The 17,517-nt window shown below is 47.6% G+C and carries 12 protein-coding genes; 8 read left to right on the forward strand and 4 right to left on the reverse strand.

Going from position 1 to position 17,517, the window contains the following annotated elements; translation table 11 throughout:
- The first annotated feature begins 81 nt into the window (after positions 1 to 81).
- From IS446_RS06260 to IS446_RS06290, 7 genes are all read left to right on the forward strand, one after another.
- Positions 82 to 1,224: a carbohydrate-binding family 9-like protein gene (locus tag IS446_RS06260; RefSeq protein ID WP_203059153.1), complete on the forward strand. Its 1,143-nt coding sequence runs from the start codon at positions 82 to 84 to the stop codon at positions 1,222 to 1,224.
- A gap of 13 nt (positions 1,225 to 1,237) precedes the next feature.
- Entirely contained in the window at positions 1,238 to 2,341 is a 1,104-nt protein-coding gene (locus IS446_RS06265; RefSeq protein ID WP_203059154.1) for a putative glycoside hydrolase, read from the forward strand.
- A 20-nt stretch (positions 2,342 to 2,361) separates the two neighbouring features.
- Positions 2,362 to 3,372: a N(4)-(beta-N-acetylglucosaminyl)-L-asparaginase gene (locus IS446_RS06270; RefSeq protein WP_203059155.1), complete on the forward strand. Its 1,011-nt coding sequence runs from the start codon at positions 2,362 to 2,364 to the stop codon at positions 3,370 to 3,372.
- Between the two features lie 329 nt (positions 3,373 to 3,701).
- Positions 3,702 to 6,845: a SusC/RagA family TonB-linked outer membrane protein gene (locus tag IS446_RS06275; RefSeq protein WP_203059156.1), complete on the forward strand. Its 3,144-nt coding sequence runs from the start codon at positions 3,702 to 3,704 to the stop codon at positions 6,843 to 6,845.
- 6 nt (positions 6,846 to 6,851) lie between these two features.
- Complete coding sequence (locus IS446_RS06280; RefSeq protein ID WP_203059157.1) at positions 6,852 to 8,543, forward strand: SusD/RagB family nutrient-binding outer membrane lipoprotein; 1,692 nt, start codon at positions 6,852 to 6,854, stop codon at positions 8,541 to 8,543.
- Positions 8,544 to 8,893: 350 nt separating this feature from the next.
- Positions 8,894 to 10,828, forward strand: a complete 1,935-nt coding sequence (nagB, locus tag IS446_RS06285) for a glucosamine-6-phosphate deaminase (protein WP_203059158.1) — start codon at positions 8,894 to 8,896, stop codon at positions 10,826 to 10,828.
- Positions 10,829 to 10,942: 114 nt separating this feature from the next.
- The gene (locus IS446_RS06290) at positions 10,943 to 11,689 is read left to right on the forward strand and encodes an N-acetylglucosamine kinase (protein ID WP_203059159.1); all 747 of its coding nucleotides are present in this window, start codon (positions 10,943 to 10,945) and stop codon (positions 11,687 to 11,689) included.
- Positions 11,690 to 11,701: 12 nt separating this feature from the next.
- Here IS446_RS06290 and IS446_RS06295 read toward each other — a convergent pair whose 3' ends face one another.
- The gene (locus IS446_RS06295) at positions 11,702 to 12,172 is read right to left on the reverse strand and encodes an ankyrin repeat domain-containing protein (protein WP_203059160.1); all 471 of its coding nucleotides are present in this window, start codon (positions 12,170 to 12,172) and stop codon (positions 11,702 to 11,704) included.
- Positions 12,173 to 12,397: 225 nt separating this feature from the next.
- The gene (locus tag IS446_RS06300) at positions 12,398 to 13,189 is read right to left on the reverse strand and encodes a DUF2797 domain-containing protein (RefSeq protein WP_203059161.1); all 792 of its coding nucleotides are present in this window, start codon (positions 13,187 to 13,189) and stop codon (positions 12,398 to 12,400) included.
- A gap of 44 nt (positions 13,190 to 13,233) precedes the next feature.
- Between IS446_RS06300 and IS446_RS06305 the strand changes: the two genes are divergently transcribed.
- Positions 13,234 to 14,748 (forward strand): GH3 auxin-responsive promoter family protein, encoded by a 1,515-nt coding sequence (locus IS446_RS06305; protein WP_203059162.1) that lies wholly within the window; start codon positions 13,234 to 13,236, stop codon positions 14,746 to 14,748.
- Positions 14,749 to 14,857: 109 nt separating this feature from the next.
- On the opposite strand, the gene IS446_RS06310 is transcribed toward IS446_RS06305, so the two are convergent.
- Positions 14,858 to 16,153: a M20/M25/M40 family metallo-hydrolase gene (locus IS446_RS06310; RefSeq protein WP_203059163.1), complete on the reverse strand. Its 1,296-nt coding sequence runs from the start codon at positions 16,151 to 16,153 to the stop codon at positions 14,858 to 14,860.
- Positions 16,154 to 16,252: 99 nt separating this feature from the next.
- Complete coding sequence (clpX, locus tag IS446_RS06315; protein ID WP_203059164.1) at positions 16,253 to 17,485, reverse strand: ATP-dependent Clp protease ATP-binding subunit ClpX; 1,233 nt, start codon at positions 17,483 to 17,485, stop codon at positions 16,253 to 16,255.
- Positions 17,486 to 17,517 lie beyond the last annotated feature (32 nt).

Genomic DNA, 17,517 nt, shown 5'->3' on the forward strand with positions numbered 1-17,517 from the left:
CAGAATCGTTGTTGGTCTAAATAATGGTTATTGTGATTCTAAAAATATAAATATTTATGACAATCAGACAAAATTAATTTCATGAGTATCCATAAGTCGGGAGGATTGTTAAGTAGCCCAAATTTAAGGTCTTTGTCTCATGTTAATGGAGCTTTAGGAACCTCTGCCCTCGCGAGTTTGGTATCGCTACTGCTGCTATTGGTCCCAGGATCTAAAGGCTTTGCCCAGCGACGGGAACTGGTGGTTCCTCAAACCTATGAGGCGTTTTTTGCAGATAGTGAGATCGTTATCGATGGAAAGGGCGATGAGCAGGGATGGGAAAAAACGCCGTTTTCCGATAAGTTCATAGATATTGAAGGGGAGATCACGCCGCAATTCGAAACGCGAATGAAAATGCTTTGGGATGAGCACTACCTGTACTTTTATGCCGAAATGGAGGAGCCTCACGTATGGGGTACGCTGAAGCAACGAGATACCGTGATCTTTTATAACAACGACTTTGAGATCTTTATCGATCCGGATGGGGACACGCACGAATATTACGAGTTTGAAATGAATGCCCTCAATACCGTTTGGGATCTGCTGCTGGTAAAACCCTACCGAAACGGGGGTAGCGTTCTCGATCATTGGAATATTAACGGACTAAAAACCGCAGTGCATATAGACGGGTCGCTTAACGATGCTTCTGATGAAGACCGGGGGTGGAGCGTAGAGATCGCCATGCCCTGGGATGTGCTCTCGGAAGCTTCCCACATGCCGGTGCCTCCTGAAGGGAAGTTCTGGAGGGTGAATTTTTCGCGGGTCAACTGGGATCATGATCTGAAAGATGGGAGGTATTCCCGTAAGAAGGATGAAGATGGAAATTTTGCTCCGGAGTACAACTGGGTGTGGTCTGCCCAGCAGGTTGTAAATATGCATGAGCCTGAACGCTGGGGTTATGTTTATTTTAAGCCTCAGGGGGAAGTGTCGACCTTCGAGATCCCGGAGGCAGAGGTTGTAAAATGGCGGTTGTATGCCATTTACAGGGAGTTGATCAGGGATAATGGAAGCCTTACTGAACAAATCAGGCAAGGAAAAAGTAAGCTCCCTGCGCTATGGGTTGATGGCAGTGAGGTGGCAGTTGCCATAGAATTTCACCATGGTGGCTGGAACCTTGTGGCTACAGATCCCTCGGGACAAGGGGTGCACATGATTCAGAACGATGGAAAATATAGATTTAAATAACCAGATCGTGAATATGTTTAAAAAAATATGCTTGCTCATAGTTGTTGTAGGAATGTTTAGCTGTAACCAAGTGCCAAATACTGAAAAAACGGAGGCTGAAGTTGCTCCGGAACCTTTTAAATACTGGGCCTGGATGGGTAGTAGTGCCGATCGTGCAGATTCCCTCTATATTGATCAGTTCGAGCAATTAAAAGCCGGAGGTATTGATGCTGTACTGATCAATACGAATACAGATACCACCTTATTGTCGAGGCTAACCCCCATGGCTCTTGATGCAGGACTGGAGGTGCATGCATGGATCATGGCTATGAACCGTCCGGGGGATACGGTAGCCTTGAAACACCCTGAATGGTATGCGGTAAGCCGGGAGGGGAAGTCGTGTTTTGATACCCGCCCTTATGTAGATTATTACCAGTGGATGTGTCCTACCCGGGCCGAATCCAGAGAGCATGTGCTATCCCTGACCGAAGATCTGGCCAAGGTTGATGGGATAACCAGTGTACACCTGGATTATATCAGGTATTCTGATATTTTTCTTCCCATTGGATTGTTGCCAAAATACGACCTGGTACAGGAGGAGGAACTTCCCGAATTTGATTTTTGCTATTGTGAGGTTTGTGTCTCTGCCTTTGAGAAGGAACATCATAAGAGTCCGCTGGTGCTCAAGGATCCTGCCCTGGACCTCGAGTGGAAGCAATTTCGCTTAAATCGCATCAAGAGTGTGGTAGATGAAGCCTATGAGCGGGTTCATGCCCAGGGAAAAATACTCACGGCAGCCGTTTTTCCTTATCCGGAAATGGCAGACCATATGGTGCGCCAACGATGGGATAAGTGGAAGATCGATGCTGTACTCCCTATGGTCTATCACAATTTTTACAATGAAGAGATCGACTGGATAGGCTATGCGACCGGTCAGGGAGTAAAAGACCTCGAGACGAAGAACACCCAATTGCATACCGGACTTTTTATTCCTTCACTTTCGCCTGAAGAATTGCGTATGGCTGTTCTTGAAGCGAAAGATCACGGTGCAAAAGGGGTGGCCCTGTTTGATGCAGGAGCCCTTAAGCCTGCGCATCTCGAAGTGATCAGCGAACTCAAAAGATCCGAACAGGAATAATAAAAACAGCATATAGATCCATGAAGCGAAGAGAATTTATACAAAACGCTGCCCTTAGCACCCTTGCTGTGGGTACATTGCAAGCCTGTAATACCGCCATTCCGGAACAGACCAAGGATGTTCCCCCAATACCTGAAGCAGATGGAAACCGATCGCCCCTGGTGATCTCCACCTGGAATCACGGTCTTCCTGCGAATACTGCGGCCTGGGATATACTCCGGGCCGGCGGTCAGGCATTAGATGCTGTAGAGGCCGGAGTGAGAACTGCCGAAGCAAACCCTGAGGTGAGCAGCGTAGGCTATGGAGGGTGGCCCGACCGTGAGGGGCAGGTTACCCTTGACGCCTGTATCATGGATCATAAAAGCAATGCAGGGGCAGTTGCTTTTTTACAGCATATCAAGCACCCGATCTCCGTAGCCAGAAAGGTCATGGAAGAAACACCCCATGTGATGCTGGTGGGAGAAGGGGCATTGCAATTTGCCCTGGATCAGGGATTCAGGAAAGAAGAGTTGCTTACAGAGAAGGCGCTTGAAGCCTATCGCAATTGGCGTGAAAAGTCCCAGTACAAACCTGTGATCAATATCGAAAATCACGACACCATAAGCATGCTGGCTCTGGATGTTCGCAATAACATTGCCGGTGCGTGTACCACCAGCGGAGCAGCATGGAAAATGCATGGACGCGTGGGCGATTCGCCTCTTATCGGTTCAGGTCTGTTCCTCGACAATGAGGTGGGGGGTGCTGCCGCAACCGGTCTGGGGGAGGCTATTATTAAAACTGCCGGAAGTGCTATGGTCGTAGAGCTCATGCGTAATGGCGCCAGTCCGGAAGAAGCCTGTAAGGAGGTGGTTGATCGTATCGAAAGGATCTATCGCAATTCACCGGACAGAGAATACCTTCAGGTAGGTTTTATCGCTCTTAATAAAGCGGGAGGCTATGGATCGTATTGCCTGAGACCCGGATTTAATTACGCCGTGCAACACGGCGAAATGGAGAGCACCCTTATTGATGCCACGTATAAAATAAGCTAGCGCACTGTAGCCGTCAGGGTGTATTGATGTGTATGTAATTGCTGTTCGACCGGAGGCGTGCCAAAAAGCGTGCGGCTCAGGGCGTGTTCCGGCGGCTTTTCACGATGGCTTATTCTTAGTTTTCCACTGTTCTTTTTAAGAATCATCAAATAAATAGAGGCCTGACGGGCCTTTATTTTGCAATTCTGCAATATTGGAATTTACCGTTGTTCAGAACTTTAGCGTTGTTATTGGTCGAAAATTCTGAATCTTTCGTAGGTAAATAGATACATTTATAGAAATGTGTGAACCAACTTTTAAACATCCCAACTTTAATTAAAATCAATTTTATGTCAAGAACTTTTCAAAGCTTTTTGTTTTGCGCAGTGCTGTTGTTAACACAATGGGTGCAGGCGCAATCGCAGACAGTTTCCGGAACAGTTACAGACGCCGTGAATGGAATTCCGTTAACGGGTGTTAGTGTGGCTGTAAAGGGAACCACTGTGGGAACAACCACCGACTTTGATGGTAATTATTCCATTACTGTTGACGGTGAGTCTGTTCTGGTTTTCTCGTTTATCGGTTTTTCTACCAGAGAGATCAGTGTAGAAGGTCGTAGTGTGATCGATCTGGAAATGCTGGAAGATCTCGAACAACTTGATGAGGTAGTGGTAACTGCCTTAGGTGTTTCCAGGGAGAAAAAGGCGCTGGGTTATGCCGTGTCAGAATTGAGTAGTGAAGACCTCAATACGGCCAAGGAGCCCAACGTGGTGAATTCACTTTCCGGTAAGGTTGCCGGGGTGGTGATCACCCAGTCTACTTCCGGGCCTGCCGGAGGTGCCCGTGTAGTGATCAGGGGTAATAATTCGATCACTGGGAACAACCAGCCATTGTATGTTGTAGATGGTATTCCGATCGATAACTCCGGATTTGGATCGGCAGCAGGTGCGAATACTTCAGAATTCTCCCGTTCCGATTACGGTACCGGTATTTCTGATATTAACCCTGAGGATATCGAATCGATGACCGTTCTTAAAGGTCCTAACGCAGCGGCACTTTACGGGTCGCGAGCGAGTAACGGGGTGATCCTGATCACCACCAAAAAAGGAACTTCGGGAAGAGGCCTGGGAGTTACCATTAGCTCATCGGCTACAGTTGATACGCCATTGCTTTTGCCGGAGTATCAAAACAAATACGGTCGTGGTAGCCAGGGGAACTTTCCGCAGATCCCGGCCGGTGGTACTTTTGAAGAGCAGGTGAACGCCGTTAAGAGCAACAGCTCATGGGGTCCTGCCTTTGATGGGTCTGATCAATTTTACTACACCGGGGATACACGTCCTTATGTGGCGCAACCCGATAATGTAAAGGATTTCTTCAGAACGGGAACCACCTTTATCAATGCGCTCACCCTTACAGGAGGTGACGATAAGTCGAATGTGCTTTTCTCCTACACGAATACAGAGGCGAATGCCATTCTTCCGAATTCAGATGTGGAGAGACACAACTTCAACCTTCGTGGATTCTCTAAGCTAACCAATAAGTTAACGCTGGACGCCAAGGTGACCTATTTCGAGCAATATGCGCAGAACAGGGCAACCCAGGGTACCGAGGGGGTGTTGGCCTATGTGTATACCATGCCAAGAAATGTGGCGCTTAACGACGTGAAGAGATATCAGGATATTGATAATCCTGTTAATCCGGATTCACCCTATAACGTGATCTCCTGGGGAACGGCAGGTAACCCTTACTGGATCCTCGAGAACGATATTAATGAAGACACCAGGAAGCGTATTACCGGATTTGCAAAGGTAGATTATCAGTTTACAGATTGGCTGTCTGCTTTTGCCCGTGTCGGTACCGATATGGTGAGCCAGGATATCTTTACTGCGAATCAATACGGACATCACTTTAACCAGGAGGGGGCATTATTCATTAATGAGAATACCGTTGGAGAGACCAATGCCGACTTCCTGATCACTGCTAATAAGAATATCACCGAAAAGCTTAATGTAAATGCCAGTTTCGGGGGTAACCACTCTTACAGGACGTATAAGGCGATCGGGATCAACGGACGCGGATTTAAGATCCCGACCAGGATCACGGTTTCTAACCTTCAGGATCCTATGCAGTCGTATGTGCCTTTGCAGGAAAAGAAGGTGAACTCACTTTATGGGGCGGCATCTTTTGCCTACGATAATTTCCTTTATCTCGACCTTACAGGAAGAAACGACTGGTCGTCTGCCTTATCAGAAGATAACAGGTCGTATTTCTATCCTTCTGCGAGTTTCAGTTTTATACCAACTTCAGCATTTGACTTTAGCGGCTCGCCGTTCGACTTTATGAAGTTCAGAGCGAGTTGGGCCCAGGTGGGTAACGATACCGGGGTGTACCAGTTAAATGAGACCTACAGTCTTGCAGCGAACGGATATCTCGGACTCACCCAGATCTCCAGGCCTTCTGTTAGGGCTAATGAGAATTTGAGACCGGAGGAGGTAACTTCAATAGAATTCGGGGTAGAGTTTAGCATGTTCTCGAACAGGCTCTTCCTTGATGCTTCATACTATAGCATTTCTTCTAAAGACCTGATCTTTGACGTTCCTGTTCCGCAATCTACCGGGTATAGTGCTTTCCGTGAAAATGTGGGAGAACTTACCAACAAAGGTTTTGAATTGCTGGTTGGAGGTACGCCAATTCAGAGTGATAACTTCACCTGGGAGATCTCTGCCAATATCGCAAAGAACGAGAACGAGCTGGTATCGCTTATTGACGACCTTGACAATTTCTCTTTCACCGGGAATAATGCCGGAACTGTTAAAGTACAGGCTACCGTAGGTGGCGGATTCGGAGAGATCTGGGGAACAGACTTCAAGAGAGTGGAGTCCGGGCCTAATGCCGGGGCTTTGCTGCTCGATAATGTGGGACGTCCGCAACGCTCTGATGAGCTCGTGAACCTGGGGAACTATCAGCCTGATATGATCGGAGGGGTAACCAACTCCTTTACGCATAAGAACTGGGGACTTCGTTTCCTTATCGACTATCGTATCGGAGGAGAAGTGTACTCAGGAACCGATGCATCTCTTGATGCCTCAGGGGTGTCAGAGAGAACGCTTAAGTATCGTGAAGAGGGTGTGGTACTCGAAGGATTTATCGATGACGGTGCTGGTAATATTACGCCAAACACCTCTTCTATCACAGCTCAGCAATATTGGGGAGCCGTTAGTGGTATTGCTTCCAATTACGTATACGATCAAACCAATGTTCGTTTACGCGAGGTGGCACTAACCTATAATTTTCCTTCGAATATGCTGAAAGAGACCTTCTTAACAGGTGCGTCCCTTAGTCTTACTGGAAGAAACTTATTATTTTTATACAAGAAGATGGATAACTTCGATCCGGAGTCCAGCTTCTCGACCAGTAACTTCGCTCAGGGAGTTCTTTATAACAACCTGCCTACAACCCGCAGTGTTGGTATGAATCTTAATCTTAAATTTTAAGCAGGTATGAAAAGTTTTATATACAAAGTGGGTGTGGTAGCAGGATTGGCATTAGCCTCCTGTACATCCGATTTTAACGAGATCAATCAAGACCCCAACGGGTTTTTACCGGAGGAAGTAAGTGCTAAGTATTTCCTTACTGAGCCCCTGTTCCAGCTTTATGGTCCGAACCGTTTTCCTTATTGGAGGGCGCATTTGATTCACGCCGACCGCTATGCCGGGCATTTTACCTTCGGACACAGTGGTTCATGGTGGAGTGACGGACTCGGGTATGCCTACAACACAGGGTATACTGATGCCTCATGGGGATGGCTGGAAGGCGCCTTCGGAGGTATCGATAATTTTATTAAAATGACTAGCGAAGGCGGGGAGTTCGAAAATCAGTATATGTATGCTATCGGACTTATATCCAAATCGCTCTATTTCCAGATGTATACCGATATCTTCGGGATGATCCCTTACAGTGAAGCCGGTGTTGAAGGTATTGTGACACCCAAGTTCGATACCCAGGCAGAGATCTATAAAGGTATTATATCCGACCTCAATATGGCCATGCAGATCATTGGCGATACAGAGCGTACCGGTGTTGGTATTGACGACGTTGCCGAAAACGACGTGTACTGTAATGGCGATCTTCAGAAATGGAAGCGGCTGGCCAATACCCTTAAGTTGCGTATAGCGCTTAGAGCCAATGGAGCTGCCGGAGACGATTTCTCTTCCACGGCCGTCAATGAAGCCCTTAGTGCTCCGCTGCTGGATGAAACTTCAGGAAGTGTATTAATGGCAAAAGATGCCGAGATCACCCAATGGGCCAGTGCGGCTTATGGGGATATCTGGCATAACTTTGGTGGCCTCGGTTCAAAGTGGACCATGGGGAAAGTGCTAATCGATCACCTGAGAGATAATAACGATCCAAGGCTTGCTGTTTATGCAAAACCTGCTGCCGGTGGCGATATGACCTTTACGCGACCTGCTGAAGGAGAGGCAGCGACCAACTTCGATGCCAGAGTAGATTTTATCCTTGGTGTTCTTGATGACGCTAATGCAGACTATACCGTTACCGGTGTGGGTACCGATGAGGTTACCGTTAGCCTGGCTTCCGGTCAGTATATCGGGCAGCCAACAAGACTTAACGGTTTAACAGCTCCCTATGCGAATTACAACTTGTTTAGTACGCCATCAGACCTGGTGATCCAACCTAAGTTGGCAGGTAAAATGTATCCTGAGATCGTGATGACCTCTGCCGAAGCTTTCTTCCTGAGAGCTGAAGCTGCCGTGAAAGGGTTGAGTTCAGACGATGCTCAGATGATGATGGAAATGGGGATCGTAGAAGCGATGAAGGTTTGGGAGATCGGAGAAGGTGATGCGCAAACATATATCGCCAATGCACCCCTTGCCGACATTACTGTTGGAACCACAGAAGAAAAACTGGAGAAGATCGCTATCCAGAGATGGATCGCCAACTATACCGACGGTTTTGAAGCCTGGGCAGTGGTTAGGGATACAGGGTATCCTTCTGAGCTGGCTCAGGGCGTTTCTGACCAGGTGATCTATGAACCGGGAACGCTTAATGGTGCTTATCCGCAGCGTATGCGGTACGGATCAGGAGTGCAAACCGGAAACGGATCTAATTACAATGCGGCCGTTTCAGAGCAAGGCCCCGACACCCAGGCGACCAAACTTTGGTGGGCGCAATAAAATGACTTGTTCATATAGTTAAATGTATGTTTTAATACTTGTGAAAGGAGGGGGGAACCCCTCCTTTTTTTATACCCCTGAAAATGGAGGTCGATATCCGGTTTTCCATAGGGTGTTTTCTCAGTTATTAAGCGTTTGACACTCGTTATTAGTCGAATAAATTCTCACGGCGGGCACTCTTTTAAGACCTTAGTTATCGTAGTTTGGGCAAGGTGGCGGTGAAATTGCATGCAGGGGAACCGTGATCTTCAGGAATGCTGAGACTGCTCATATGCACCCGGAAAATTGAAAGTAATAAAAGGGAGGTCCCCGAATGATATATCCTACTAACCAATAAAACCGTTACAAGAATGATCGCTGAAGAACAGTTACGTAACCTTACCGACATCAGTTACCAGGAGGCAGGTATTTATGAAAACACCCGCTTTGAGAAGATCCACAATGTGGTTTACGATGACGCATACCACGCTTCTGCAATAGTAGCCCGCGAGATCGCCGACCTCATTCGTCAAAAAGAGAAAGAAGGGAAGCCGTGCGTTTTGGGACTGGCAACAGGTTCGTCTCCGATCAGAGTGTATAGTGAGTTGGTCAGACTCCATAAGGAAGAAGGTTTGAGCTTTAAGAATGTGATCACCTTCAACCTCGATGAATACTACCCGATGACAAAACAGAACGTGCAGAGCTACCATTACTTCATGCACGAGTATTTGTTTAAGCATATCGATATTCCGGCAGAGAATATCAATATCCCCAATGGGGAGCTGCACCCTGATGAGGTGCTGGATTTTTGTGTGGCTTATGAAAATAAGATCAAAGCTTGTGGCGGACTGGATTTTCAGCTTTTGGGTATTGGTAGAACCGGGCATATCGGATTTAATGAGCCCGGGTCGCATTTTAATTCCCGAACGCGTATGGTTACCCTGGACCATTTAACCCGGTCTGATGCTGCCCCTGCATTTTTGGGCATAGAGAATGTGCCTAAAAAGGCCATTACCATGGGGATTCGTACCGTGCTTGAAGCCCGAAGAGTTGTGCTGCTCGCATGGGGGCAGAATAAGGCGGAGATCATTCAGAAAGCTGTCGAAGGACCGGTAACCCCTCAGGTGCCTTCTACCTACCTGCAGGAACACCATAACACCACCTTTGTAATGGATGTGGGTGCAGCCTCTGAGCTTACCCGTATAAAGACGCCATGGTTGGTAGGTCCTTGTGAATGGAATACGGCACTTACCCGTAAGGCAGTGGTGTGGTTGTGTGATAAGACCGGGAAATCGATCTTGAGACTTACCGACAAAGATTATAATGATCATGGTATGGAAGGCCTTCTTACCAAAGAAGGGTCGTCTTATGACCTCAATATCAAAATGTTCAATGTGCTACAGCATACCATTACAGGATGGCCCGGTGGTAAGCCTAACGCAGATGATGCAAAACGTCCGGAGCGATCTGCGCCGGCAAAGAAAAGAGTTATTATATTTAGCCCCCATCCGGATGATGATGTGATCTCCATGGGAGGTACTTTCGATCGATTGGTAGAACAAGGGCATGAAGTGCATATCGTGTATCAGACTTCGGGAAATATCGCAGTGTCTAACCATGAAGCGATCAAGTTTGCAGAGGTAAGTGCAAGCCTTACCCCTGACGCTTCGGTATTCACCGACCTTATTGAGAATATGCGATCTGCTGCCGATGGTGGGATTGATTCTCCGGAGGTGCTGAAGCTTAAAGGACTTATCAGAGAAAAAGAATCGCTTGGGGCAACCCGATATATGGGGCTGCCGGATGAGCAGGTTCATTTTTTGAAACTGCCATTCTATGAGACGGGCGCGATCAAGAAAAAACCTTTGGGTAAGGAAGATATAGACCTTATGTGCGAGGTGATAGATAAGGTGAAGCCACATCAGATCTATGCTGCCGGAGATCTTGCCGATCCGCATGGTACGCATAAAGTGTGTCTCGACGCCCTGTTGGAGTCGCTCAAAGTGCTCAAGGAAAAGCCGTATATGAGCGATTGCTGGGTTTGGCTTTACAGAGGCGCATGGCACGAGTGGGATATGCATGAGATCGAAATGGCCGTACCTATGAGTCCGGACCAAGTGCTTAAAAAGCGCCACTCGATATTCTTCCATCAATCGCAAAAGGATGGAGTGATGTTCCAGGGCGACGATTCCAGAGAATTCTGGGTGAGAGCCGAGGAGCGTAATAAAGAAACTGCAGCCAATTACCACAAGCTCGGCCTTGCCGACTATGCGGCAATGGAAGCGTTTAAAAGGTACTATTTTTAAAACTAGAAGATGATAGCAATTGCAGACGGCGGCTCAACAAAATGTGACTGGATACTTTTTGATCAGTCAGGGTCATCCAGGTTTAAAGTGCGTACAAGGGGGCTAAACCCAAGTATGCTTAAGCGCAGTGAGATCGAAAGACGACTCTATGAATCTTTGGATCTTAGCGATTTCAGACGCCTGGTAACCGAAGTGTATTTTTATGGAGCCGGCTGTGGCACTCCTAAGTTTGCCGGTTTCCTGGAAAAGAACCTGGGGTCATTTTTTGAAAATGCTACCCGTATCAGGGTAAGTGAAGACCTTATCGGTGCCGTGCATAGCTGTACTTCAGAGCCTGGGGTGATCGCTATTCTGGGTACCGGTTCCAATTGTTGTTATTTTGACGGAAGAGAGATCAAGGTGCGCATGCCTTCTCTTGGTTATACCCTGATGGATGATGCCAGTGGAAACCACCTGGGTAAACTCTTGTTAAGAGCGTATTACTTCAAGCAATTGCCTGCAGACCTCGAGGGCTTGTTCGAAGCTAATTATAAGGTGAAGCCAGCAAAGGTGAAGAAGAATCTGTATAAAAAAGATTACCCTAATGCCTACCTGGCGAGCTTTGCGCCCTTTGTGCTGGAAAACCAGGGTCACCCTTTTATGCAGGCATTATTGGATGAAGCCTTGAATTCGTTCATAGCCACCCACCTGTCTTTTTATAAGAAGGAGTTGAAACAATACCCCATCCATTTCGTTGGGTCTATTGCTTATCATTGTCGTGAACGTCTTTCGGCCATGTTGGAAGAAAGAGGGATGATGCCGGGTAAATTCATACGAAGGCCTATTGATGGCTTACTCGAATACCATATGGATCATATGTAAGGGGAGTTGGGGTCAGGCTTCCACAAGACGCATCACGCTATCCCAGCCATGCATACGCGCGTGGTCTGCAGCGGTGTGCCCGGCACTGTCGGTAATCCCTTTGTCGGCACCGTGATCCAGTAAGACCTTTACCATTTCTTCCTTGCCGAAGGTGGCGGCATAAATAAGGGCTGTAGCACCATTACCGTTAACCAGGTTTGCATCGGCACCGGCCTCCAGCAAACGTTGGGCGATCGTGGTAAACCCCTTAAAGGCTACGCCCATCAGGGCGGTATTCCCGGAAAGATCCCTGGCATTAACGTCCGGTTTAAATTCCAGCAGAACATCGGTCATGTCGGTTAGTCCGGAATAGGTCGCTAATAGCAACGGGCTCGATCCGCGCTCGTCGGTAGCGCTTATCCATGTTGGATTTTCGGTAAGGAGGTCCCGAACCTTGTGAAGTTGGTTCTCCCTGATGGCTTTGAAAAGAAGTGGTGTTTCCATAGGTTAAATATAGGGAAAGTTATGGGGTTATACGGTTATGAAGTTATACAGTTATACAGTGACACGGTGATACGGTGATAAAGTGATACGGTGACGCGGTTATGCAAGTAACAAGTAACAGGTGATAAGCGCGCAGTGAATCCAAAATTCACAATCCAAAATTCACCATTCTCTTAACCCTTAACTCATACCCCTTAACCGTCTTTACTCTTTGTTCTTTCTTCTTTACGCTATTTCGATCTTCACCACAAATCCCTCATAGCTTCTCACGTTAAACACGGTCTGGTCTTCGAAAATGAGGTACTGCCCCTTGATCCCTTTCAGTACGCCTGAGTATTCGGGGGTTTTGGTCAGGTTCAGGCTCTTTACTTTCTCCGGGTATTGCAATACGGGGAATTCGATGTTCGTTTCCTTATTGTTCGCGATAAAGTATTCTTTAGCCTCCTCCGGGATAAATTCCCTGAGTTTTTCCCTGTAGCTTTCCAGGTCTTCATCGTCGATGTCATTCTTAAGCATCTTGCGCCAGTTGGTCTTGTCTGAAACGTGGTCTTTGAGCGCCACCTCGGTGATCCCTGCCAGGTAGCGGTTGGGTACCTCGACGATCTCAATGGCTTCATGAGCGCCCTGGTCGATCCATCGGGTAGGCACCTGGGTCTTTCGGGTAACGCCAACCTTAACACTGCTGGAGTTGGCGAGGTATACGATATGGGGTTGCAACTGCACCCTTTTTTCGTATTCGAGGTCCCGGTCTTCTTCGCCGGTATGTGCCTTTGAGAGCTCCGGCTTCATGATCCATTCTGCGGCCTGGGGCACTTCAAAGAAACAGCTCTGACAAAACCCCTGGCGGTAGATCGGCTTGTTGAGTCCGCAATTCAAACACTGGTGTTTTACGAAGGTGATCTTTAGTTTTTTGTCCAGTAGTTGGTTGAGGTTCAGGAAATCATTTTCAAATACCAGGTAGTAGTTAACGGGGCTGGTAAATTCGGTTTCCATTTTAGTGAGAACGCCTTCGTACATGGTGAAACTTTTTTGCTATTTTTATCCAAATATAAATCAAAAAAATGCCAATCCCCTTATTTCATTCCGTGGCATCCTGGCTTCTGAAAAAGCGGTTCCACCAGATCGAACTTTTTCTGAAATATCCTGAAGAAGTGCAAACCGAAGTGCTCCACCAGCTGCTCAGTGCTGCTCAGGACACCGAAGTAGGTGTGCAATACGGATTTACCTCGGTGGTGAATTACGAAGATTTTGCTGAAAGGGTGCCGATTAGTCGCTACGAGGATCTCGAGCCTATGATCGAAAGGGCGCGGAAAGGGGAGAGCAATATTTTCTGGCCTACACCCATCAAATGGTTCGCAAAGAGCAGTGGTACCACCAATGCGCGAAGTAAGTTCATTCCCGTAAGTAATGAGTCGCTGGAAGATTGCCATTTTAAGGCCGGTAAGGACATGCTGTCATTGTATTTTAACAACAATGAAGATTCCAGGCTTTTCGATGGTAAGAGTTTACGACTGGGAGGAAGTAAAGAGCTCTACCAGGACCGCAATACCTTTTTTGGTGACCTCTCTGCCATTATTATTGATAACCTGCCCTTCTGGGCCGAAATGAGCAGTACCCCCAGTCATAAGGTTTCCCTGATGACCGAATGGGAGTCCAAGCTCGAGGCTATCGTTGAAGAAACCATAAAGGAAGATGTTACCAGTTTTGCCGGAGTACCTTCCTGGATGCTGGTGTTGCTTAACCGGGTGCTTGAAAAAACCGGGAAAGACAACCTTTTCGAGGTGTGGGAGAACCTCGAGGTGTACTTTCACGGAGGGGTGAGCTTTAACCCCTACCGCGAACAATACGAAAAGTTACTGCCTAAGGAAGGCTTTAAATACTACGAGATCTACAATGCCTCAGAAGGTTTCTTTGCGATACAGGACAGGAACGATTCTGACGAGCTTTTGCTAATGCTCGACTACGGTATATTCTACGAATTTATTCCTATGGATACCTATGGAACACCTCGTCAAAAGGTGATCCCCCTTTGGGAGGTCGAGGCCGGGGTGAACTACGCCATGGTGATCTCTACCAATGCCGGTCTCTGGAGGTATCTCATTGGCGATACCGTGCGCTTTACCTCGGTGAGCCCTTACAGGATCAAGGTTACCGGTCGCACCAAGCACCATATCAATGTGTTTGGAGAAGAGCTAATTATTGAGAATGCCGAAGAGGCGCTCAAGCGTGCGTGTAAGGTTACCGGTGCCGAGATCATAGATTATACTGCTGCTCCTGTGTTTATGCAGGGAAAAGAAAAAGGTGCCCACGAATGGATCGTGGAGTTTAGAAAGCATCCGGAGAATGCAGAGGAGTTCACCGATCTGCTCGATGCGTCCCTGCGGGAGCTTAACTCTGATTACGATGCCAAGCGCTATAACAATATGACCCTGAACAGGCCACTTCTCAACGTTGCCCGACACAACCTGTTCTACGACTGGCTCAAGGAGCGCGATAAGCTGGGAGGGCAGCATAAGGTGCCTCGCCTGGCCAATAGCAGGGATTATCTGGAAGAATTGCTAAAGATGAATGCATAAGGGCTTTCCGGAGTGTCGGGGCATAATTTGTTAAACTACTATTCGGCTAAACCATAATCATGTTAGGTCATGATCTTGCTGAGCCATAACCTAGCTCCTCGACTATCCCTTATTCATCCTGAAGTAGCCTGTACAGAAGGATGGCTGTTCGTTCCGTTAGCGCTTTAAAGGTGTTGAGGTCTATCGTTTCCTTTGGGGTGTGTGCATAGCTTCCCATGGCACCCAAGCCATCGAGTCCATCAACATACGACGCTACAAATGAGATGTCGGCTGCACCGCGTTTTCCGGGGTCATAGGCCATAACTTCACACTGATTAAGGTCCTTGCTCACTTCGTTTAGCAGGTCTAATAAGGCTGTATTTCCTTTGGTTGGGGGCATGGACGGATAACTGTCTGTAAAGGTGATCTCTGCAGTGGTTTGTGGCAGGTTCTTGCTAACGATCTCCTTCATTACCGCGCGAACGCTATCCTGTTGTTGTGCTGAGATACACCGGAGTCCGCCGCTCACAAAAGCGGTTTGGGGTACGACATTGCTCTTTCCGAAAACCGTTCCTTTTGAGGGGTTTTCCAGGTCGAGGTTGGTACCTCCCATGATCGCCCCGGCATTAAAGGTGAGGTAATTTACATCGCTTAGGCGGGAGTAGAATTCATGGAGTATGCGCGATGCTTCAAAAATTGCTCCGGCACCGGTATTTTCGCTAAAGATCCCCGACGAGTGGGCTCGCTTCCCTGTAGTCTTTAATTGCCAACCGGAAGATCCGCGTCTGGCTACAACGGCATATTCAAATCCGCTGGAGGTTTCAAATCCGAGAGCAATATCGCTTTCTTTTGCGGCTGCGATCAGATCCCTTCGGCTTATGGAGAGGGGTTTTCCTGTGCTCTCTTCATCTCCCGTAAGGGCTACGGTGATCTGAGTATTCTCGAGCAATCCGTTCTCGTAAAGGGCTTTTAGGGCGTAAACGATGATCGCGTTACCTCCTTTCATATCGTTGATCCCGGGCCCGGTGGCCGTGGAATCATTGATCACGGTATATTTCTGGAATGGGCTGTCTTCTTCAAATACGGTATCCAAGTGACCGATGAGCAGGATCTTTTTTCCTTTCGCGCCCTTTCGGGAGGCGAAGAGGTGACCTGCACGTTCCATTGCTTCAGGCATTTCGATCCATTGGGTGGCGAACCCCATTTCACTCAACGCTTCATTATAGAGCGCGCTTACCGCTTTGACGCCGGCTTTATTGAGTGTACCGCTATTGATGTTCACTGTGCGCTCCAGGAATTTTAAGGCAGCTTCGTGATTCTGTTCAATGCTTTTAACGATGGCTTTTTCCTGTGGTGATAATCCCTGGGCGCTAAGGGATAGTGATAGTAGGGCGCAGGCGATGAAAAATAACGGATTGCGAAACATAATGAAGTGGTTAGTTGATCTAATGTAAGGATTATCCGGATTATAGATAAAAAAAATCCCGAACGGAGGTTCGGGATCTTTATAATATATGCGTGAAGATTATGAAACGGCCTTCAGCTTATTGATCTTAGATCGTGTGAGCTTTTCTTCAGCGTAGTCCTTATCTACCACGAATTCCTTGTCGTCCTGACTTGGCAGCTCGAACATGGCATCGGTGAGAATGGTTTCGCAAAGCGAGCGAAGACCACGTGCTCCCAGGCTGTATTCGATAGCCTTTTCTACGATAAAGTCAAGGGCGTCGTCGGTAATGTCGAACTTCACATCGTCCATTTCAAACAGTTTGATGTACTGCTTGATGATGGCGTTCTTAGGTTCGGTAAGGATCGAACGCAGGGTTTTCGCATCAAGCGGATCCATATGCGTAAGTACCGGTAAACGGCCAATGATCTCCGGAATGAGTCCGAAGTCTTTCAGGTCCTTAGGGATAATGTACTGCAGCAGGTTATCCTGATCCACCTGGTCCTGGTCCTTTCCTGAGTTGTATCCAACGGCCTGCATATTGAGGCGCTTGGAGATGTTTCTCTCGATACCGTCAAAGGCACCACCGGCCACGAACAGAATATTCTCGGTGTTCACCTCGATAAATTTCTGATCCGGGTGCTTACGACCGCCTTTTGGTGGTACGTTCACGGTAGTTCCTTCCAGAAGTTTCAGCAAGGCCTGTTGTACACCTTCTCCCGAAACATCGCGGGTAATAGAAGGGTTGTCGCTTTTACGGGCGATCTTGTCGATCTCATCGATAAATACGATCCCTCTTTCCGCTTTCTCCAGGTTGTAGTCGGCTGCCTGTAGTAAGCGGGTAAGGATGCTTTCTACATCTTCTCCCACATATCCGGCCTCTGTAAGCACGGTGGCGTCTACAATGGCAAGCGGTACATTGAGCATTTTGGCGATGGTCTTAGCCATAAGGGTCTTACCGGTACCGGTTTGCCCCACCATGATAATATTGCTCTTCTGGATCTCGATATCGTCCTTGGTGGTAGGTTGTAAAAGCCTTTTGTAGTGGTTGTACACCGCAACAGACATCACCTTTTTGGTCACATCCTGTCCAATGATGTACTCATCAAGGAAAGATTTGATCTCCATAGGTTTTTTAAGCACTAATTCTGATGAAAGCTCATCAGATTTTGATTGACTGGTCTCTTCCAGAACAATACCGTGTGCCTGTTCGATACAACGATCGCAAATATGAGCATCAAGCCCCGCAATAAGCAGGTTGGTCTCCGGTTTTTTGCGGCCGCAGAAAGAACATTCTAGATTCTCTTTTGTCATTTTAAGTAACTTGCATTCCCGGTCGATATCCG

It is taken from the genome of Robertkochia sediminum (genome assembly GCF_016786255.1).
GTDB classification, from domain to species: Bacteria; Bacteroidota; Bacteroidia; order Flavobacteriales; family Flavobacteriaceae; genus Robertkochia; species Robertkochia sediminum.